This window comes from Thaumasiovibrio subtropicus (assembly GCF_019703835.1).
GTDB lineage: Bacteria > Pseudomonadota > Gammaproteobacteria > Enterobacterales > Vibrionaceae > Thaumasiovibrio > Thaumasiovibrio subtropicus.
The window spans coordinates 3602749-3621685 of the sequence record NZ_AP023054.1 but is presented as its reverse complement, the minus strand read 5'-3'; the positions used below and the strand labels follow the sequence as shown (position 1 = coordinate 3621685).

The window sequence follows — 18937 nt, the reverse complement described above, 5'->3', positions numbered from 1 at the left end:
ATGTTTTACCAAGATTCATTTGATGTCATTGTTGTCGGCGGTGGTCATGCCGGCACAGAAGCCGCAATGGCAGCTGCCCGTATGGGTCAACAGACTCTTCTGTTAACTCACAACATCGATACATTGGGCCAAATGTCCTGTAACCCGGCTATTGGTGGCATAGGAAAAGGCCATCTGGTGAAGGAAGTGGATGCGTTGGGTGGCTTAATGGCAACTGCCATCGACAAAGGCGGGATCCAATTTCGAACCCTCAATGCCTCGAAAGGTCCAGCAGTGCGTGCCACGCGCGCGCAAGCTGATCGTCTTCTCTACAAATCGGCGGTTCGTGAAGCACTAGAAAATCAACCCAACTTGATGCTATTTCAACAATCCGTTGACGATATTATCGTCGACAATGATCAAGTAACCGGTGTTGTCACTGAAATGGGACTTAAGTTTCATGCCAAAACGGTCGTATTAACCGTAGGTACGTTCTTGGGTGGCCGTATTCATATTGGCATGGAAAACTACAAAGGCGGACGAGCAGGGGATCCACCATCGATCGCCCTTGCCGATCGACTACGTGAGTTACCTTTCCGTGTTGATCGACTAAAAACAGGTACACCACCGCGTATTGATGCCCGGACTGTTGATTTTTCTCAGCTAGAAGTACAACACGGTGATAATCCAACACCAGTATTCTCCTTCATGGGCAGTCGTGCTGACCATCCACGCCAAGTACCTTGCTACATTACGCACACGAATGAAAAAACCCATGATGTGATTCGTAATAACCTCGATCGTAGCCCGATGTATGCGGGAGTGATTGAAGGAGTTGGCCCGCGATACTGTCCTTCAATTGAAGACAAAGTCATGCGTTTTGCTGACAAAAACAGCCATCAAATTTTCATTGAGCCAGAAGGGTTAACGACGCATGAGTTGTACCCGAATGGCATATCAACAAGTTTGCCGTTTGACGTACAAATGAAGATCGTTCAATCCATGAAAGGATTTGAAGACGCACGCATTATTCGCCCTGGCTATGCGATTGAGTATGATTTCTTTGATCCTCGTGATTTGAAGTCGACGTTTGAAACCAAATTTATCGCTGGCCTATTCTTTGCGGGGCAGATTAATGGCACGACCGGATACGAAGAAGCAGCAGCGCAAGGACTCTTAGCCGGCATGAACGCAGCACTTCAAGCTCAAGGTCTTGATGGTTGGTGTCCTCGTCGTGATCAAGCTTATATGGGTGTGCTCATTGACGATCTCTCGACTATGGGAACTAAAGAACCATACCGTATGTTTACTTCGCGTGCGGAGTATCGCCTGTTACTGCGTGAAGATAATGCCGACATTCGTTTGACGGAAAAAGGACGCGAGCTTGGTTTGGTTGATGATGCGCGATGGGCTCGTTTCAATGAAAAAATGGATAACATCGAAGAAGAGCGTCAGCGTTTGCGTGGCCTTTGGGCTGCCCCGACATCGACGAGCGTCGATGCGGTGAATGCGATTTTGAAATCGCCTTTGACGCGTGAAGCGAATGGCGAAGATCTCTTGCGTCGTCCTGAAGTTACTTATGATCAACTGACGGCACTTGATGCATTTGCGCCTCCCATCGAAGATCTTCAAGCGCGTGAGCAGATCGAGATCCAAGTAAAATATCAAGGTTACATCGATCGTCAGCAAGATGAAGTTGAAAAGTCATTGCGCCATGAAAAAACGAAGTTACCCCTTGATTTAGACTACAGTGTGGTGAAAGGGCTATCGAATGAAGTGGTTGTGAAACTCAATGATGCTCGTCCCGAAACTATTGGTATGGCGTCACGTATTTCCGGTATCACACCAGCAGCGATTTCTCTGCTTTTGGTATACCTCAAAAAGCAAGGCATGTTGAAAAAAGGCGCGTAAGTGAAACAACGTTTACAACAATTAGTCGACCAGGCTGGCCTGGTCGTCACTGAGCAGCAGTTAGAGCAGTTGACCGGCTATGTCGCTCTACTGCACAAATGGAACAAGGCATACAACCTCACATCGGTGCGCGATCCGAATGACATGTTAGTTAAACACATCATGGATAGTATCGTTGTTGCGCCACAACTGGATGGTCAGCAGTACATCGATGTCGGCACTGGGCCGGGACTTCCTGGGATCCCGCTTGCGATTATGTGCCCTGAAAAGTCATTTGTCTTGCTTGACAGCTTAGGCAAGCGTATAAGATTTATTCGTCAGGTCGCGCATGAACTTGGCATTAAAAATGTCACGCCAGTGCAAAGCCGTGTTGAAGAGTTCCAACCAGATCAAGGGTTTGACGGCGTATTGAGCCGAGCCTTTGCCTCGGTTTCCGACATGGTAAACTGGTGTAAACACCTTCCTGCAGAAACGCATGGACGATTTTTAGCATTAAAAGGACAGCTTAACCAAGATGAGTTAAGCGAACTGCCCGAATGGTGTCAGGTAGAAACTGTACATAGCTTAAACGTCCCTGAGTTGGAAGGAGAGCGCCATCTGGTGATACTGAAAAAATAACGGAGAGGTCTGTTTGTGGCAAAGATTATTGCAGTTGCAAACCAAAAAGGTGGTGTTGGTAAAACGACAACTACGGTTAATTTAGCGGCATCACTCGCCGCAACGAAACGGCGTGTCATGGTTATCGACCTTGATCCGCAAGGCAATGCCACAATGGCCAGTGGTGTCGATAAATATCAAGTTGATGCGACTGCCTATGACCTCTTAGTAGAAGAAACCCCGCCTGAACAGGTAGTGATTACCCAGACGGAAGGCGGGTACCACCTCATTGCTGCCAATGGCGATGTGACTGCCGCTGAAATCAAATTGATGGAAGTTTTCGCTCGGGAAGTGAGGCTGCGCAACGCCCTCGCGCCAATCCGCGATAACTATGATTTCATCTTTATTGATTGTCCTCCTGCGCTCAACCTTCTTACAATCAATGCGATGACTGCTGCCGATTCCGTACTGGTACCGATGCAATGTGAGTACTTTGCATTGGAAGGGTTAACGGCGTTAATGGACACCATCAGCAAGCTCACTGCCGTAGTTAACGCGGATCTGAAAATCGAAGGTTTGTTACGCACTATGTATGATCCGCGTAATCGACTGGCGAATGAAGTGTCGGAACAGCTTAAGAAGCATTTTGGTGACAAAGTGTTCCGCACCGTGATTCCGCGCAATGTCCGTCTTGCTGAAGCGCCAAGCCATGGCCAACCTGCAATGTATTACGACAAATACAGCAGCGGGGCAAAAGCCTATCTGGCTCTCGCTGGCGAAATGCTGCGACGCAACGATATAACCCAACCTGTACACGCTTAAGGTCTCGACATGAACAAAGTTAACCGCGGACTCGGCCGCGGTCTTGATGCGCTGCTTGCAACGAGCGCTCAGGCTCAATCCAAGCAACAGTCACCAGCCAGTGATGCTAACGCGACGCTCGCAAATAATGAAGCACTGCGAGAGATCGCGATTACGGATCTCGAGCCTGGTGAGTATCAGCCACGAAAAGATATGTCTGAAGAGGCATTGGCTGAGTTAGCAGACTCTATTCGGGCGCAAGGCGTGATTCAACCCATAGTGGTGCGTCCTGTTGGGCAGGGCCGATTTGAAATCATTGCCGGTGAACGCCGCTGGCGTGCATCGAAACTAGCAGGGTTGGCCAAAGTGCCTTGCTTAGTGAAAGAGGTGCATGACCGAGCTGCCGTGGCTATTGCGTTGATTGAGAACATTCAACGTGAGGACTTAAACGCCATTGAAGAGGCGCAAGCGTTAGAGCGATTGCAAAATGAGTTTAGTTTAACGCATCAGCAAGTCGCCGAAGCATTAGGCAAGTCTCGCACAGCGGTAAGCAATTTATTGCGCTTAAATCAGCTGGACGAAACCGTGAAGCAGTATGTCATTCAAAAGCAATTGGACATGGGGCACGCTCGAGCTCTGCTTGCTTTACCCGAAGATTTACAACCCGACACCGCACAGCAAGTGGTGGCTAAAGGCCTCACGGTGCGAGATACCGAAAAGTTGGTACGTAAGCTTCAACAGCCACCTAAACCGGCTGCAGTAAAAGCAGTAGATCAAGAAGTTGAACAATGGCAAGACAATCTGAGTGATAAGTTAGGCACTCAGGTTGCTATTAGTCGACAAAAAAACGGACGTGGCAAAATTGTTATCAATTTTGATGAGAGCGAAAAATTTAAGCAAATTCTTGCAATACTAAACGCAAATTAGTGATTTGTATCACTTCATTTTTGCATTCTTAGTTTGCATGGCGTGATCAAGTTATTGTGTTGTAAAATCATTGCCATTTTTTTGCTGCCAAATCATTGCATTCAACCCTGTTCATCGTATAATTTCGGTGTTTTCCCCACATAGTGTTTATGTGCAGTGGAATGGAATCGAGGAACAGATTACATGGAATCGACGCTAGCCCAACCCGGACGCCGTTTGGCGAAACGGTTATTGCTCTTGCAATCAGGCGTCGTGCTAGCAGCGGCACTACTGGCAACGGTAGCCGTCAGTGTTGATTGGGGAATCTCCGCATTGATTGGTGGTGGCATCTGCGTGATAGCCAACGCTGCGTTTGCAGCATGCGCATTCCTTTTTAGTGGGGCTCGTAAGGCTAAGCTGGTCATGGCTTCGTTCTACAGCGGTGAAGTTCTTAAGATCCTACTAACTGTCTTCCTGTTTGCCCTTGCATATCTGTATGTTGGGGTTGAACTCCTTCCCCTCAAACTAACCTATTTGCTGGCGCTCGGAGTGAATCTCTTTGCCCCAGTTTTATTTATCAACAACAACAAATAGGAAGCGTTATGGCTGCGTCAGGTGAAGCGCTAACACCGTCCGGTTATATCGATCACCACTTAACTCACTTATCGACGTATAAGCTGGGTCTAACTGGTGACGGTTTCTGGAACTTTCATATCGATAGTCTGGTTTTTGCTGTATTGACAGGGATGATATTCATTTGGGTATTTCGTTCTGTCGCTAAAAAAGCAACATCAGGCGTGCCAGGGAAATTACAGTGTTTTGTGGAACTGCTGGTTGAATTCGTTGATACCAACGTTAAGGATACCTTTCATGGCCGCAATCCGCTCATAGCTCCTTTGGCGCTTACCATCTTCTGTTGGATATTCTTGATGAACTTGATGGACCTTGTGCCTATCGATTTTATTCCTTATCCAGCGGAGCATTGGCTTGGTATCCCTTATCTGAAGATCGTACCAACAGCCGATGTCAACATCACCATGGCAATGTCACTGGGTGTGTTTTTCTTGATGATCTACTACAGCATTAAGATCAAAGGCACAGGTGGTTTTGTTAAAGAGCTGGCTCTTCATCCGTTCAATCATTGGTCTATGATACCGTTTAACCTCATGCTTGAAATTGTTTCGCTACTTGCGAAGCCTATCTCTCTTGGCATGCGTCTATTCGGTAACATGTTCGCCGGTGAGGTGGTGTTTATCTTGATCGCGGCACTAATGCCGTGGTGGGCACAGTGGTTGGGTTCCGTTCCTTGGGCCATCTTCCACATTCTGGTTATTACCATTCAAGCGTTTGTATTCATGATGCTGACAATCGTATATCTGTCTCAAGCACATGAAGACGCGGATCATTAATTTTTTCTGGCAACGAAGCCGACAACTATAAACTGGAGATAGTGATGGAAACTTTACTCAGCTTTTCTGCAATTGCCGTAGGTATTATCGTTGGATTAGCGTCACTGGGTACCGCGATCGGTTTTGCCCTGCTTGGCGGTAAATTCCTTGAAGGTGCTGCTCGTCAACCTGAAATGGCACCAATGCTACAGGTGAAAATGTTCATCATCGCAGGTCTGCTTGATGCGGTACCAATGATCGGTATCGTAATTGCACTACTGTTCACCTTTGCGAACCCATTTGTTGGACAACTCGGCTAAGCCGAAAACGGATCCCAGTTGTAAGTTTTTGAAGGAGATGCCGTTGTGAATATGAATGCAACCCTATTGGGTCAGGCGATTGCCTTCGCTCTGTTCGTAATCTTTTGTATGAAGTACGTTTGGCCACCACTCATGGAAGCCATTGAAGAACGTCAACAGAAGATTGCTGACGGTTTAGCGGCCGCAGATCGTGCCTCGAAAGACCTTGACCTAGCGAAAGCAAGCGCTTCTGAGTCGTTAAAAGAAGCTAAACAAGCTGCTGCTGAAATCATTGAACAGGCGAATAAGCGAAAAGCACTCATTTTAGAAGAAGCACGCGTCGAAGCAGATGCCGAGCGTGAGCGTATTCTTGCCCAAGGGCAAACTGAAATTGAAGCTGATCGTATTCGAGCCCGTGATGAGCTAAGAAAGCAAGTAGCGACATTAGCCGTGGCTGGTGCTGAGAAAATCCTTGAGCGTTCGATTGATAAAGACGCGCACAAAGATCTTCTTGATAAAGTCACTGCTGAATTGTAACGGGAGGGGCAGATTATGTCCGCCATGACAACCATCGCCCGCCCTTACGCCAAAGCTGCTTTTGATATTGCAGTAGAAAATCAGAGTTTGGCCGAGTGGGAAACCATGCTGGTCTTTGCGGCGGAGGTGGCAAAAAATGACACCATCGCCGAGCTATTGACCGGCGCTATGGCGCCAGACCAACTAGCAGAATTGATGATTTCTGTGTGTGGAGAGCAGCTTGATCAATATGGCCAGAATCTGGTCAGTGTGATGGCTGAAAATAAGCGACTTCAGGCCCTGCCTGACGTACTTACCCAATTCTTGATGTTGAAAGCACTTCATGAACAGACCATTGAAGCGCAAGTCATCTCTGCAGTCGAATTGGACGAAGCGCAATTATCAGAAATCAGCGCGAAGTTAGAGCAGCGTTTAGCGCGTAAAGTGAAGCTGAACTGTAGTGTAGACCCAAGTTTGATCGCAGGCGTTGTGATCCGTGCGGGCGATATGGTTATCGATAATTCTGCGCGAGGCCGCCTAGCGCGCCTTAACGATACATTACAGTCTTAATTGGGGAATTGGAGCATGCAACTTAATTCCACGGAAATTAGCGAACTGATCCGACAGCGAATAGAAAAATTCCACGTTGTCAGTGAAGCGCAAAACGAAGGTACTATCATCTCTGTGAGTGACGGTATTATTCGTATCCATGGCCTTGCTGAAATTATGCAAGGGGAAATGATTGAACTACCAGGTAATCGCTATGCATTGGCGTTGAACTTGGAGCGTGATTCTGTCGGTGCCGTTGTAATGGGCCCTTATGCTGATCTACAGGAAGGCATGAAGGTTAAAGGTACTGGTCGTATTCTAGAAGTACCTGTCGGTCCTGAACTGTTGGGCCGTGTTGTCAACACTCTTGGTGAGCCAATCGATGGTAAAGGGCCAATCAACTCTTCTGTTTCTTCTCCTGTAGAAGTGATTGCGCCGGGTGTTATCGATCGTAAATCGGTTGATGAGCCAGTACAAACGGGCTACAAAGCGGTTGACTCAATGATTCCGATCGGCCGTGGTCAGCGTGAGTTGATCATCGGTGACCGTCAAACCGGTAAAACGGCTCTGGCGATCGATGCCATCATTAACCAGAAAGATTCTGGTATCTATTCAATCTATGTCGCTATCGGCCAAAAAGCGTCAACTATCGCTAACGTAGTACGTAAGCTGGAAGAGCACGACGCATTAAAGAACACCATCGTTGTTGTAGCGTCGGCATCTGAATCTGCGGCATTGCAGTACCTTGCGCCTTATGCAGGTTGTGCAATGGGTGAATACTTCCGTGATCGCGGCGAAGATGCACTGATTGTTTATGATGACCTGTCTAAGCAGGCTGTTGCTTATCGTCAAATCTCACTATTGCTTCGTCGTCCGCCGGGCCGTGAAGCGTTCCCAGGTGATGTTTTCTATCTCCACTCTCGTTTGCTAGAGCGTGCAGCACGTGTCAGTGAAGAGTACGTAGAGCGTTTCACTGACGGTGCGGTGAAAGGCAAAACAGGTTCTTTGACTGCGCTACCTATCATTGAAACTCAAGCGGGTGACGTTTCTGCCTTCGTACCGACTAACGTAATCTCGATTACGGATGGTCAAATCTTCCTACAAACTGAGTTATTCAACGCCGGTATCCGTCCAGCCGTTGACCCAGGCATTTCTGTCTCTCGTGTAGGTGGTGCGGCGCAAACTAAGATCATCAAGAAGCTTTCTGGTGGTATCCGTACCGCGCTTGCACAGTATCGTGAGCTAGCAGCATTTGCACAGTTTGCCTCTGATCTTGATGAAGCAACCAAGAAGCAGCTTGATCATGGTCAGAAAGTGACTGAGTTGATGAAGCAGAAGCAATATGCACCGATGTCTGTATTCGATCAGGCTTTGGTCATCTTTGCGGCTGAGAAAGGCTACCTAAGCGATGTTGAAATCGCGGTACTAGGCAGCTTTGAGTCAGCACTGCTCTCTTATGCCAAGCTAAATCACGCGCCTTTGGTTAGCGAGATTAACGAAACGGGTAACTACAACGATGATGTAGAAGCACAGCTTCATAAGATCGTTGAAGACTTTAAGAAGACCCAAACTTGGTAATGGCGGGTGGCGGCAGCGCCACCTGAATTAATGGAGAGTAATGATGGCCGGCGCGAAAGAGATTCGTAATAAGATCGGAAGCGTTAAAAACACGCAAAAGATCACTAAAGCGATGGAAATGGTCGCGGCATCTAAAATGCGTCGCTCGCAAGATGCTATGGCCTCATCACGTCCTTATGCCGAAACAATGCGCAAAGTGATTGGTCACATCGCGATGGGGAACTTGGAATATCGTCATCCCTATCTCGAAGAGCGCGAAGCTAAGCGAGTTGGTTATATCATCGTCTCAACTGACCGCGGTCTATGTGGTGGTTTGAACATCAATATGTTTAAAGCTGCTATCAATGACATGCAGGAGTGGCGAGATAAAGGTGCTGAGATTGATTTAGCCCTGATCGGCGCGAAGGCGACAGCTTTCTTCCATAGCTACGGCGGTAATGTTATTGCACAAGCTTCAGGCCTTGGGGATAACCCTGAGTTGACCGAACTGATCGGTACTGTTGGTGCAATGCTTGAGCTGTACGACGAAGGTAAGTTGGACCGTCTTTACTTGGTGTACAACAAGTTTGTCAACACCATGTCGCAAGAACCAATTATTGACCAACTACTACCGCTACCAAAATCTGATGAAGAAGAGATGAAACGAAGCCATGCTTGGGATTATATCTACGAGCCTGAGCCGCAAGTGTTACTTGATACACTGCTCATTCGTTACATCGAGTCACAGGTTTACCAAGGCGTAGTGGAAAATCTGGCCTCAGAGCAGGCTGCTCGAATGGTTGCGATGAAAGCCGCAACTGACAATGCAGGTGATCTGATAGATGAACTGCAGCTGGTTTACAACAAAGCACGTCAAGCAGCGATCACCCAAGAACTATCTGAGATAGTTTCTGGTGCGGCGGCAGTATAAGCCAGATTGTTTAGGCATAGATAACAGAATAGAGGATTAACGATGGCTACAGGTAAGATCGTACAGATCATCGGTGCGGTAGTCGACGTAGAGTTTTCACAGGAAGCAGTGCCACAAGTTTATGATGCGCTGAACGTGAAACGTGAAGGAGATCGTCTGGTGCTGGAAGTTCAGCAGCAGCTTGGTGGTGGCATTGTACGTGCTATCGCAATGGGTTCTTCTGATGGTCTGCGTCGTGGTCTAGAAGTTGAAAATACAGGTCGTCCAATCACTGTACCTGTTGGTAATGCGACGTTGGGTCGTATTATGAACGTACTGGGTGACCCAATTGATGAGTGTGGTGAAATTGGCGAGGAAGATCGTTACGAAATTCACCGCGAAGCACCAAGCTATGAAGAGCAGTCGAATGCGACCGAGCTCTTAGAAACAGGTGTTAAGGTTATCGACCTTATCTGTCCGTTTGCTAAGGGTGGTAAGATCGGCTTGTTCGGTGGTGCGGGTGTTGGTAAGACCGTCAACATGATGGAGCTTATTAACAACATCGCCCTAAAACATTCAGGTCTTTCGGTATTTGCTGGTGTTGGTGAGCGTACTCGTGAGGGTAACGACTTCTACCATGAAATGCAGGAAGCCGGCGTTGTAAACTTAGAGAACCCTGAAGAGTCTAAGGTTGCGATGGTTTATGGCCAGATGAATGAGCCACCAGGAAACCGTCTACGTGTTGCCTTGACTGGCTTGACGATGGCTGAGCGTTTCCGTGACGAAGGCCGTGATGTACTGCTGTTCATCGATAACATCTACCGTTATACCCTAGCAGGTACTGAAGTATCAGCACTACTGGGTCGTATGCCTTCTGCGGTAGGTTACCAGCCAACATTGGCTGAAGAGATGGGTGTACTTCAAGAGCGTATTACTTCAACGAAGAAAGGCTCTATCACATCGGTTCAGGCGGTATACGTACCTGCGGATGACTTAACTGACCCATCGCCAGCAACCACGTTTGCGCACTTGGATGCAACGGTCGTACTTTCGCGTCAAATCGCGTCACTGGGTCTTTACCCAGCGATTGACCCGCTTGATTCAACCTCTCGTCAACTTGACCCATTAGTGGTTGGTCAAGAGCACTATGACATTGCCCGTGGTGTGCAGTCTGTTCTGCAACGCTACAAAGAGTTGAAAGATATCATTGCGATTCTTGGTATGGACGAGCTATCTGAAGAAGACAAGCAAACTGTCGCCCGTGCACGTAAGATTGAGCGTTTCTTGACGCAGCCTTACCACGTAGCAGAAGTCTTTACAGGTGACCCGGGTATCTACGTCACGCTTGCTGATACATTGCGTAGCTTTAAAGGCTTATTGTCGGGTGAATATGATGATATCCCTGAGCAGGCCTTCATGTACTGTGGTGCAATTGAAGAAGTTCTCGAAAAAGCGAAGAACTTTTAATTGACCTGAGGAGGACGCGATATGGCAGCGATAACCTTTAAACTTGATGTGGTAAGTGCAGAGAAACAGCTTTTTTCTGGCCTTGCAGAATCTGTTCAAGTGACAGGAAGCGAAGGTGAACTGGGTATTTTTGCAGGTCACACTCCGCTGCTGACGTCGATCATTCCTGGTATGGTTCGCATTGTGAAACAGCATGGCCATGAAGAGATTATTTATCTCTCAGGCGGTATGCTAGAAGTTCAACCTGGATCAGTCACTGTACTGGCTGATACAGCGATACGTGGTGAAGAGCTGGATAGTGCAAAAGCAGAAGATGCGAAGCGTCAAGCTGAAGAGCATATTCAGAACCCTCATGGTGATATCGACTTCGCACAAGCGGCGAGTGATCTGGCGAAAGCGATTGCCCAGCTGCGTGTTATTGAGTTGGTTAAACAGTCTCAGTAATTCGTATAGTGATGAAAAAGCGACCTACGGGTCGCTTTTTTTTTGAGGGTTACTTCACCGGCCCCCCTTACGAAGACTTTTGTTTAAACCGGAAATAAGGCTGATGAAAATTACCTAAGATCGCGTTTTTTAGGGTTAATCCGTCACTTAATTGCGAAAAACTGCCGTTTTGCGGTTACTTTTATATTAGTGAGCCGTTAATATTTGCGGATAAAGAGAAATTGTTAAAGTTTCGTCGTTTAGAAATTGCTAGGTAAATAAGGACGTCATTCATGGCATTTAGTGCAGTGATTCTTGCTGCGGGTAAAGGTACCCGCATGTACTCCAATATGCCCAAGGTACTACATACTTTGGCAGGTAAGCCGATGGCAAAGCATGTGATTGATACATGCCAAAGCTTGGGTGCTGAGAACATTCATTTGGTTTATGGCCACGGTGGCGATCAAATGCAGCAAACACTGGCAGAAGAACCGGTTAACTGGGTACTTCAAGCTGAGCAGCTTGGTACAGGTCATGCGGTAAACAGTGCTGCAGCCGATTTTCGAGATGACGAGCAGATTCTTGTGCTTTACGGTGATGTACCGCTAATCAGTGAAGAAACGTTAGAGAATTTATTAGACGCACAGCCTACCGGTGGTATTGCGCTTCTGACCGTGGTGCTTGATGACCCATCAGGCTATGGTCGTATTATTCGCCGCAATGGACCCGTAGTTGCGATTGTGGAGCAGAAAGATGCGACTGAGCAGCAGCAATTAATCAAAGAGATTAATACCGGTGTGCTTGTGGCGAATGGCGGCGATTTAAAGCGTTGGTTATCAATGCTGAAAAACGACAACGCGCAGCAGGAGTATTACCTTACCGATATTATTTCGATTGCGCATGGTGAAGGTCGTGCGGTTGAAGCTGTGCACCCAGTTCGTCCTATCGAAGTTGAAGGGGTGAATAACCGTATTCAACTTGCGCGCCTTGAGCGAGCCTATCAAGCTCAGCAAGCCGAACGTTTGTTAGAACAAGGTGTCATGCTTCGCGACCCCGCGCGTTTTGATTTACGTGGCGAACTACAATGTGGCACTGATGTAGAAATTGATGTCAATGTTGTTATCGAAGGGCAAGTGACCTTAGGGGATAACGTAATAATTGGCACTGGTGCAGTACTGATCGATTGTGAAATCGATGATAACACCGTGATCCGCCCGTATTCGATCATTGAAGGTGCAACCATCGGTGAAGATTGTACCGTGGGGCCATTCTCACGCCTTCGCCCAGAAGCAGAGTTGGTGGGGGATTCCCATGTAGGTAACTTTGTTGAAGTGAAGAAAACCCGTTTAGGCCGTGGCTCTAAAGCTAATCATCTGACCTATCTCGGTGACGCGCAAGTGGGTGATCGCGTTAATATCGGCGCAGGAACCATTACGTGTAATTATGATGGGGCGAATAAGTTTAAAACGGAAATTGCAGATGATGTTTTTGTCGGCTCTGATACTCAGCTCATTGCGCCAGTAAAAGTGGGGCAAGGAGCGACGATTGGCGCTGGCGCGACGATCAATAAAGATGTGGGTGAAGATGAACTTGTCATCACCCGAGCACCGGCAAGAACGATCCAAGGTTGGAAGCGACCTGTGAAAAAATCGTAATTTATTCCCAAAACGCATTAAAGAGGCACCTTAGGTGCCTCTTTTTTTATGCGCAATTTGCAATAAACATATTTGCAAATTGCATTTAGGGTATGAATTATTTGCAATAAACACAGGCAAGTTGTGGGTAATTTGTGATCCAAATCAGGCAGCAAGTATTCAAGTTGCTGATAGATTGTTACTTTTTTCTTGTTCGAAAAGTTGGCTCATCTTGTGCTACTTATCCGTCAATCGCACATGACATTGTTTGAGGAGTCAATGATGGCGGATATGAAGAAGAGCATTGCGGCACGAATCAAAGAAGCGCGTGAATGGAAAGGGTTAACGCAAGTTTATATGGCGAAAACACTGAATGTTGCTCGCCAGACTTACTTGGATCTCGAGACAGGAAAAACCGAACCTAAGGTGCGATTACTCTCTGAAATCGCCACGCTGACGGAACGCCCTCTCACTTGGTTTATCTATGGAGATCAAGGACTAGAGATCATCGAAAGTGAATATAAGCCAGAAATCGAGACATTACTCCGCCATTTTAGTCGTTTGCCTAATGTAGCAAGATCTGCAATATTGGAACAAAGCATACAAATGGCTGAGTTTATGGCTGATTACACATACACGCTAACCAAGAAGAACTAGTTAAGTTAACAGTACGTATTATTGCAGCGTTACATGTTGCATATCAGTGGAATGTACGTCACTTTATACACTTTTCATATTTTGTGTCTTTATAGTTTGCCAATTAATAATAGATATCACAAATTGTATCTGTTAACGATGCACTGTCCATATAAGTGGGCATAATCATGGCTTGAGCGAGATGCATAACCTATGCTGACATTATTGACTGATGTATTGATAGAGGTGATAAGGATATGGAAGTAACGCGCGCTGAAGTTGCCGCACGTATTCGTGATGCACGAGAGTGGCAAAATATTACACAAGTTGCTATGGCTAAAAGTTTGGATGTGGCGCGCCAAACCTACCTGGACCTGGAAACAGGTAAAACAGAGCCTCGAATTTCGGTGTTATTAAAGATCGCTGAATTGACACAGCGTCCGATATCGTGGTTCTTGTATGGAGACAATGAGCAAGGGTTAGATCAGGTAGAACGAGATGATATCCAGCGTATGCTGCAGCTACTCTCAGAGTTGCCTCGTGATATGCGTCAGACTTTGTTAAAGCAGAACATCCAGTTGTTCAACTACTTGAATGAGTACAATGAAGCGCGTCTTCCAACGCCTTTGTTTGAACATCAAAAGCTGGCTTAACTGATAGCAATTGAATTAAAAAGCGCCCAGTGGGCGCTTTTTTTGTTGGATTGGCAAGCTTATCAGTGGGCTAGGAAGAACTGGAAAGCTTGGTTGTCGGTCTCATCTTTCCAGTGGTATCCCAACTCTCTTAAGTGGCTGGTAAAGGACAATAAGTCATGATCATCCAGTTCGAAGCCACACAGTACGCGACCATAGTCGGCTCCATGGTTGCGGTAGTTGAACAAACTGATGTTCCAATGAGTGCCAAGCGTGTTGAGGAACTTGAGAAGCGCGCCTGGGTATTCCGGGAACTCGAAACTATAAAGACGTTCCTTCATTGCTTTAGAGGGGCGTCCACCGACCATATAACGAATATGTTGTTTGGCCATTTCGTCTTCACTCAGATCAACCACAGGGTAGCCTCCTTGTCGCAGCTCCTGAATAATCGCATCGAGATCCGATTGTCCCTGTTGCAGGCGAACACCAACGAAGATGTTGGCGAGAGAGTCATCACTATAGCGATAGTTAAACTCTGTGACGGCTCGGCCACCGATAAGTGTGCAGAAATCGAGGAAGGCACCAGGGCGTTCTGGAATGGTGACAGCTAGCAAACCCTCCCGCTTTTCACCTAGTTCACAGCGTTCTGAGACATAACGAAGACCGTGAAAGTTGAAATTTGCGCCTGAAAGAATAGCTGCGAGCTGTTTGTCTCGCAGTTGATGTTGCTCCGCGAATTTCTTTAATCCCGCCAACGACAATGCGCCAGAGGGCTCTGCGATGGCTCGGGTGTCCTCAAAAATATCTTTGACGGCCGCACATATCTCATCGCTACTGACCGTGATGGAGTCATCAAGGTACTGTTGGCAGACGCGGAAGGTTTCATCGCCAATGCGTTTCACCGCCACGCCGTCGGCAAACATGCCGACCTGACTGAGAGAGACGGGCTCACCAGCATCGAGTGCGGCTCGTAAACACGCCGAATCTTCAGCTTCAACGCCAATCACCTTGATATGTGGCATTAACTGTTTGATGAGGACGGCTACGCCAGCGGCCAAGCCACCACCACCCACAGGCAAGAATACATAGTCGAGATGACCATTTTGTTGGAGAAGCTCCATCCCTAAGGTTCCCTGACCTGCAATCACACTTGGGTGGTCGAAAGGAGGAACAAACATATAGTCATGCTGAGTCGCAAGTTGCTCTGCGTGGGCCTTGGCTTCATCAAAGTTATTACCATGCAGGATCACTTGACCACCAAACCCCTTCACGGCTTCGACCTTGATGGCTGGGGTAATTTTGGGCATGACAATCGTCGCTTTGACACCCAGCTTGGTGCCGGCTAGCGCAAGTCCTTGCGCATGGTTGCCCGCAGAGGCCGTGATAACGCCGACTTGCTTTTGCTCCGCAGTGAGTTGCGCCATCATGTTGTAGGCACCACGTAGCTTAAAGGAGTGCACAGGCTGGCGATCTTCGCGCTTTAATTGAACTTGATTGCCGATGCGTTGCGTGAGGCGATCCATTTCTTGCAGCGGAGAGACGACGGCCACTTCATAGACGGGTGCGCGAAGGATATCGCGCAGATAATCAGCCCCGCTGAGCGGGGCCTCTGTTGTTGGTTGGGCTTGGGACATAGTTACTCCTCAAGCAAGCGCTTATCACGAACGGCGCCCTTATCAGCACTCGTCGCCATGCTAGCGTAGGCTTTTAAGGCAAAAGAGACTTCACGTTGACGGTTCTTTGGTTTCCAGCCACGTGCTTCAGCAGCTGCGCGTCGGTCAGCAAGAGACTGCTCATCAACTTGCAGATCAATCGTACGTTCTGGAATGTCGATACAGATGATATCGCCGTCTTCGACTAAGCCAATCGTACCGCCATTGGCGGCTTCAGGTGATGCATGACCAATGGAAAGCCCTGACGTCCCGCCAGAGAAGCGGCCATCAGTTAATAAGGCACACTCTTTACCTAGGCCCATCGACTTGAGGTAGGTCGTTGGGTAGAGCATTTCTTGCATACCTGGACCACCTTTCGGGCCTTCGTAGCGAATAATAACCACATCGCCTGCTTTAACTTTGCCACCCAAGATGCCCTCTACGGCATCTTCTTGGCTTTCAAACACAACCGCAGGCCCAGTGAACTTCAGAATGCTCTCATCGACACCGGCTGTTTTAACGATACAGCCATCCAGCGCAATGTTGCCCGTTAGCACTGCAAGGCCACCATCCTGACTAAAGGCATTTTCTTTAGTGCGAATACAGCCATCGACGCGATCATCATCGAGGCGATCCCAACGGCAATCTTGCGAGAAGGCTTGGGTTGTTCGAATACCAGCAGGGCCTGCACGGTAAAACGTCAACACGTCAGCGTCTTCTGTTTGCATGATGTCGTATTGGGCAAGTTGCTCTTTCATTGAAAGGCCGAGGACGGTACGTGCGTCGTTGTGCAGCAAACCTGCACGGTCGAGTTCACCCAAAATCGCCATTACACCACCAGCACGGTGAACATCTTCCATATGGTACTTCTGGGTAGAGGGCGCGACTTTACAAAGATGCGGTACTTGACGGGAAAGACGGTCGATGTCTTCCATATCAAAGTCGACTTCACCTTCTTGCGCAGCAGCCAGTAGGTGGAGAATAGTGTTGGTTGAGCCGCCCATCGCGATATCGAGTGCCATCGCATTTTCAAATGCGTTGAACGTTGCGATATTGCGAGGCAGTGCGGATTCATCATCTTGCTCATAATAACGACGAGTCAACTCAACGATACGCTTACCAGCGTTGATAAATAGCGCTTCACGATCAGCATGGGTTGCCAGCATCGAGCCATTACCCGGCTGAGAGAGTCCAAGGGCTTCTGTTAGGCAGTTCATCGAGTTTGCAGTAAACATCCCCGAGCAGGATCCACATGTTGGGCAGGCACTGCGCTCAATTTGCTGGCTCTGCTCATCAGAAACTTTCGGATCAGCCCCTTGGATCATGGCGTCGACTAAATCGAGCTTAATGATCTGATCGGAGAGTTTTGTTTTCCCCGCTTCCATCGGGCCGCCAGAAACGAAGATCACCGGAATGTTTAGACGCATAGACGCCATCAGCATGCCCGGGGTGATTTTGTCGCAGTTTGAGATGCAGACCATGGCATCCGCGCAGTGAGCGTTAACCATATACTCGACAGAATCGGCGATCAGCTCTCTTGATGGGAGGGAATAGAGCATGCCACCATGCCCCATTGCAATGCCATCATCGACAGCGATGGTGTTAAACTCTTTCGCGATACCGCCGGCTTTCTCGATTTCACGCGCGACAAGTTGACCCATATCCTTGAGGTGGACGTGACCCGGAACGAATTGGGTAAAGGAGTTTACGACAGCAATAATAGGTTTGCCGAAATCTTCTTCTTTAACACCCGTTGCACGCCATAGCGCGCGGGCACCGGCCATATTACGGCCATGAGTCGTGGTTGCTGATCTATATTTTGGCATCTGAGTACTTCCTTATTTCGCCGCGTCTGCTGGGTACACGTAGTCTAACCAGCCCCACTTATCTTCTGTCGTACCATTGAACAGGCCAAAGTACGCTGCTTGCAGTTCCTTAGTGATAGGGCCACGTTTGCCTTCGCCCACTTCTATTTTGTCGATGGTGGCCACAGGAACAACCTCCGCCGCCGTACCTGTCATAAAGACTTCGTCAGCGAGGTAGAGAGCTTCACGGGCAATATTGGCTTCACGTACTTCATAGCCCTTATCGCGAGCAATGGTCATGATGGAGTCGCGGGTGATGCCCGGTAGGATGGCACTGGTTGCTGGTGGGGTCGTAATAACGCCATCTTTAATCACAAAGATATTCTCACCGGCACCTTCTGAAAGGTAGCCGTCAACGCTTAAAGCGATGCCTTCATCATAACCATGGCGACGTGCTTCACCGCCAACAAGGAGTGATGACAGGTAGTTACCGCCCGCTTTTGCCGCTGTCGGTATGGTATTGGGTGCTGCTCGATTCCAACTAGAAATCATCGCATCCACCCCTTTTTCAAGTGCTTCTTCACCTAAGTAAGAACCCCATGGGAATGCAGCGATGATGAGGTCCATTTCCGTATCGGCTGGTGGGCAAACCCCTAGGCCAACATTGCCAACGAACCCAAGCGGACGGATGTAAGCATTGTCCAGCTTGTTTTGGCGAAGCGTTTCACGCGTCGCTTCCATGATCTCTTCGACAGAGTATGGGATAGGAAAACGGTAAATTTTTGCAGAATCTTTCAATCGCTGCGCATGTTCGTGGTGGCGGAAGACAATCGGGCCCTTAGGCGTGTTGTAACAGCGGACACCTTCAAAGACTGAGGTACCATAGTGCATTGCGTGCGTAAGCACGTGAACGTTGGCGTCAGCCCAAGGTACCATTTCACCATTGAACCAGATGTAGTCTGCGGTTTTCGTTGCCATTATTGCCTTCCTTATGCGCAAATTTTTTGTTGTAGGTTGTTGTTGGGGAGCGAATCGCTGTCGATTTGCGTTACCTCAACTGTCCGTACGTCCCATAATTTTTCAATTTGATTGGTGAGAAATGAAATGGGACGATCACTATCGACGATGATTTCAACACTCGCAATTTTACTTTCATGATTTTGCGTACCAGCGACTTGTTTGATGACAAAGCCTCGGTGGCGAACAACTCGAAGAACACGCTCTAGTAAAACAGGCTTATCATCTGCCTTAATGTCGATTAAATATCTTTGCATC

General features: G+C 48.0%; 20 protein-coding genes. 16 read left to right on the top strand and 4 right to left on the bottom strand.

What is annotated here, in order from left to right; all coding sequences use genetic code 11:
- From mnmG to TSUB_RS16230, 16 genes are all read left to right on the top strand, one after another.
- Complete coding sequence (mnmG, locus tag TSUB_RS16305) at nucleotides 1–1890, top strand: tRNA uridine-5-carboxymethylaminomethyl(34) synthesis enzyme MnmG (protein WP_087023649.1); 1890 nt, start codon at nucleotides 1–3, stop codon at nucleotides 1888–1890.
- The gene (gene rsmG / locus TSUB_RS16300; RefSeq protein ID WP_087023647.1) at nucleotides 1891–2508 is read left to right on the top strand and encodes a 16S rRNA (guanine(527)-N(7))-methyltransferase RsmG; all 618 of its coding nucleotides are present in this window, start codon (nucleotides 1891–1893) and stop codon (nucleotides 2506–2508) included.
- A 15-nt stretch (nucleotides 2509–2523) separates the two neighbouring features.
- A complete protein-coding gene (locus TSUB_RS16295) occupies nucleotides 2524–3309 on the top strand; it encodes a ParA family protein (RefSeq protein WP_087023645.1) in 786 nt (261 codons plus the stop codon).
- A 9-nt stretch (nucleotides 3310–3318) separates the two neighbouring features.
- On the top strand, nucleotides 3319–4215 hold the full coding sequence (locus TSUB_RS16290; protein ID WP_087023643.1) for a ParB/RepB/Spo0J family partition protein: 897 nt from the start codon (nucleotides 3319–3321) through the stop codon (nucleotides 4213–4215).
- A gap of 183 nt (nucleotides 4216–4398) precedes the next feature.
- Nucleotides 4399–4788 (top strand): F0F1 ATP synthase subunit I, encoded by a 390-nt coding sequence (locus tag TSUB_RS16285; RefSeq protein ID WP_087023641.1) that lies wholly within the window; start codon nucleotides 4399–4401, stop codon nucleotides 4786–4788.
- 8 nt (nucleotides 4789–4796) lie between these two features.
- Nucleotides 4797–5603 (top strand): F0F1 ATP synthase subunit A, encoded by an 807-nt coding sequence (gene atpB, locus TSUB_RS16280; RefSeq protein WP_087023639.1) that lies wholly within the window; start codon nucleotides 4797–4799, stop codon nucleotides 5601–5603.
- A gap of 44 nt (nucleotides 5604–5647) precedes the next feature.
- Nucleotides 5648–5902, top strand: coding sequence for a F0F1 ATP synthase subunit C (atpE, locus tag TSUB_RS16275; RefSeq protein ID WP_002540812.1), 255 nt, complete (start codon nucleotides 5648–5650; stop codon nucleotides 5900–5902).
- Nucleotides 5903–5947: 45 nt separating this feature from the next.
- A complete protein-coding gene (gene atpF, locus TSUB_RS16270) occupies nucleotides 5948–6418 on the top strand; it encodes a F0F1 ATP synthase subunit B (RefSeq protein WP_087023637.1) in 471 nt (156 codons plus the stop codon).
- Between the two features lie 15 nt (nucleotides 6419–6433).
- Nucleotides 6434–6967: a F0F1 ATP synthase subunit delta gene (gene atpH, locus TSUB_RS16265; protein WP_087023635.1), complete on the top strand. Its 534-nt coding sequence runs from the start codon at nucleotides 6434–6436 to the stop codon at nucleotides 6965–6967.
- Between the two features lie 15 nt (nucleotides 6968–6982).
- Complete coding sequence (atpA, locus tag TSUB_RS16260; protein WP_087023633.1) at nucleotides 6983–8524, top strand: F0F1 ATP synthase subunit alpha; 1542 nt, start codon at nucleotides 6983–6985, stop codon at nucleotides 8522–8524.
- A 43-nt stretch (nucleotides 8525–8567) separates the two neighbouring features.
- Nucleotides 8568–9434, top strand: a complete 867-nt coding sequence (atpG, locus tag TSUB_RS16255; protein ID WP_087023631.1) for a F0F1 ATP synthase subunit gamma — start codon at nucleotides 8568–8570, stop codon at nucleotides 9432–9434.
- Between the two features lie 42 nt (nucleotides 9435–9476).
- The gene (atpD, locus tag TSUB_RS16250) at nucleotides 9477–10880 is read left to right on the top strand and encodes a F0F1 ATP synthase subunit beta (protein ID WP_087023629.1); all 1404 of its coding nucleotides are present in this window, start codon (nucleotides 9477–9479) and stop codon (nucleotides 10878–10880) included.
- A 21-nt stretch (nucleotides 10881–10901) separates the two neighbouring features.
- Nucleotides 10902–11324, top strand: coding sequence for a F0F1 ATP synthase subunit epsilon (locus tag TSUB_RS16245; protein WP_087023627.1), 423 nt, complete (start codon nucleotides 10902–10904; stop codon nucleotides 11322–11324).
- A 272-nt stretch (nucleotides 11325–11596) separates the two neighbouring features.
- A complete protein-coding gene (gene glmU, locus TSUB_RS16240) occupies nucleotides 11597–12958 on the top strand; it encodes a bifunctional UDP-N-acetylglucosamine diphosphorylase/glucosamine-1-phosphate N-acetyltransferase GlmU (RefSeq protein WP_087023625.1) in 1362 nt (453 codons plus the stop codon).
- 261 nt (nucleotides 12959–13219) lie between these two features.
- The gene (locus TSUB_RS16235; protein WP_087023624.1) at nucleotides 13220–13594 is read left to right on the top strand and encodes a helix-turn-helix transcriptional regulator; all 375 of its coding nucleotides are present in this window, start codon (nucleotides 13220–13222) and stop codon (nucleotides 13592–13594) included.
- Between the two features lie 236 nt (nucleotides 13595–13830).
- Nucleotides 13831–14226: a helix-turn-helix transcriptional regulator gene (locus tag TSUB_RS16230; protein ID WP_087023622.1), complete on the top strand. Its 396-nt coding sequence runs from the start codon at nucleotides 13831–13833 to the stop codon at nucleotides 14224–14226.
- A 62-nt stretch (nucleotides 14227–14288) separates the two neighbouring features.
- Here the strand turns inward: TSUB_RS16230 and ilvA are convergent, their stop codons facing one another.
- Genes ilvA through ilvM form a run of 4 tightly spaced genes read right to left on the bottom strand, consistent with a single transcriptional unit; the run spans nucleotide 14289 to nucleotide 18936 of the window.
- Nucleotides 14289–15839 (bottom strand): threonine ammonia-lyase, biosynthetic, encoded by a 1551-nt coding sequence (gene ilvA, locus TSUB_RS16225; protein ID WP_087023619.1) that lies wholly within the window; start codon nucleotides 15837–15839, stop codon nucleotides 14289–14291.
- A 2-nt stretch (nucleotides 15840–15841) separates the two neighbouring features.
- Nucleotides 15842–17683, bottom strand: a complete 1842-nt coding sequence (gene ilvD, locus TSUB_RS16220; protein ID WP_087023617.1) for a dihydroxy-acid dehydratase — start codon at nucleotides 17681–17683, stop codon at nucleotides 15842–15844.
- Nucleotides 17684–17695: 12 nt separating this feature from the next.
- The gene (ilvE, locus tag TSUB_RS16215) at nucleotides 17696–18640 is read right to left on the bottom strand and encodes a branched-chain-amino-acid transaminase (RefSeq protein WP_087023615.1); all 945 of its coding nucleotides are present in this window, start codon (nucleotides 18638–18640) and stop codon (nucleotides 17696–17698) included.
- An 11-nt stretch (nucleotides 18641–18651) separates the two neighbouring features.
- Nucleotides 18652–18936 carry an acetolactate synthase 2 small subunit gene (ilvM, locus tag TSUB_RS16210; RefSeq protein ID WP_087023613.1) on the bottom strand — a complete coding sequence of 95 codons (285 nt, stop codon included), beginning with the start codon at nucleotides 18934–18936 and terminating at the stop codon, nucleotides 18652–18654.
- Between the last annotated feature and the right edge of the window lies 1 nt (nucleotide 18937).

Bases quoted from the DNA above. Each gene is read 5' to 3' on its own strand.
- atpG (WP_087023631.1), top strand. From the start codon at position 8,568: ATGGCCGGCGCGAAAGAGATTCGTAATAAGATCGGAAGCGTTAAAAAC.
- atpB (WP_087023639.1), top strand. From the start codon at position 4,797: ATGGCTGCGTCAGGTGAAGCGCTAACACCGTCCGGTTATATCGATCAC.
- ilvE (WP_087023615.1), bottom strand. From the start codon at position 18,640: ATGGCAACGAAAACCGCAGACTACATCTGGTTCAATGGTGAAATGGTA.
- ilvA (WP_087023619.1), bottom strand. From the start codon at position 15,839: ATGTCCCAAGCCCAACCAACAACAGAGGCCCCGCTCAGCGGGGCTGAT.
- atpD (WP_087023629.1), top strand. From the start codon at position 9,477: ATGGCTACAGGTAAGATCGTACAGATCATCGGTGCGGTAGTCGACGTA.
- TSUB_RS16245 (WP_087023627.1), top strand. From the start codon at position 10,902: ATGGCAGCGATAACCTTTAAACTTGATGTGGTAAGTGCAGAGAAACAG.
- atpE (WP_002540812.1), top strand. From the start codon at position 5,648: ATGGAAACTTTACTCAGCTTTTCTGCAATTGCCGTAGGTATTATCGTT.
- glmU (WP_087023625.1), top strand. From the start codon at position 11,597: ATGGCATTTAGTGCAGTGATTCTTGCTGCGGGTAAAGGTACCCGCATG.
- TSUB_RS16235 (WP_087023624.1), top strand. From the start codon at position 13,220: ATGGCGGATATGAAGAAGAGCATTGCGGCACGAATCAAAGAAGCGCGT.
- TSUB_RS16290 (WP_087023643.1), top strand. From the start codon at position 3,319: ATGAACAAAGTTAACCGCGGACTCGGCCGCGGTCTTGATGCGCTGCTT.
- atpH (WP_087023635.1), top strand. From the start codon at position 6,434: ATGTCCGCCATGACAACCATCGCCCGCCCTTACGCCAAAGCTGCTTTT.
- ilvD (WP_087023617.1), bottom strand. From the start codon at position 17,683: ATGCCAAAATATAGATCAGCAACCACGACTCATGGCCGTAATATGGCC.
- atpA (WP_087023633.1), top strand. From the start codon at position 6,983: ATGCAACTTAATTCCACGGAAATTAGCGAACTGATCCGACAGCGAATA.
- TSUB_RS16230 (WP_087023622.1), top strand. From the start codon at position 13,831: ATGGAAGTAACGCGCGCTGAAGTTGCCGCACGTATTCGTGATGCACGA.
- ilvM (WP_087023613.1), bottom strand. From the start codon at position 18,936: ATGCAAAGATATTTAATCGACATTAAGGCAGATGATAAGCCTGTTTTA.
- TSUB_RS16285 (WP_087023641.1), top strand. From the start codon at position 4,399: ATGGAATCGACGCTAGCCCAACCCGGACGCCGTTTGGCGAAACGGTTA.
- mnmG (WP_087023649.1), top strand. From the start codon at position 1: ATGTTTTACCAAGATTCATTTGATGTCATTGTTGTCGGCGGTGGTCAT.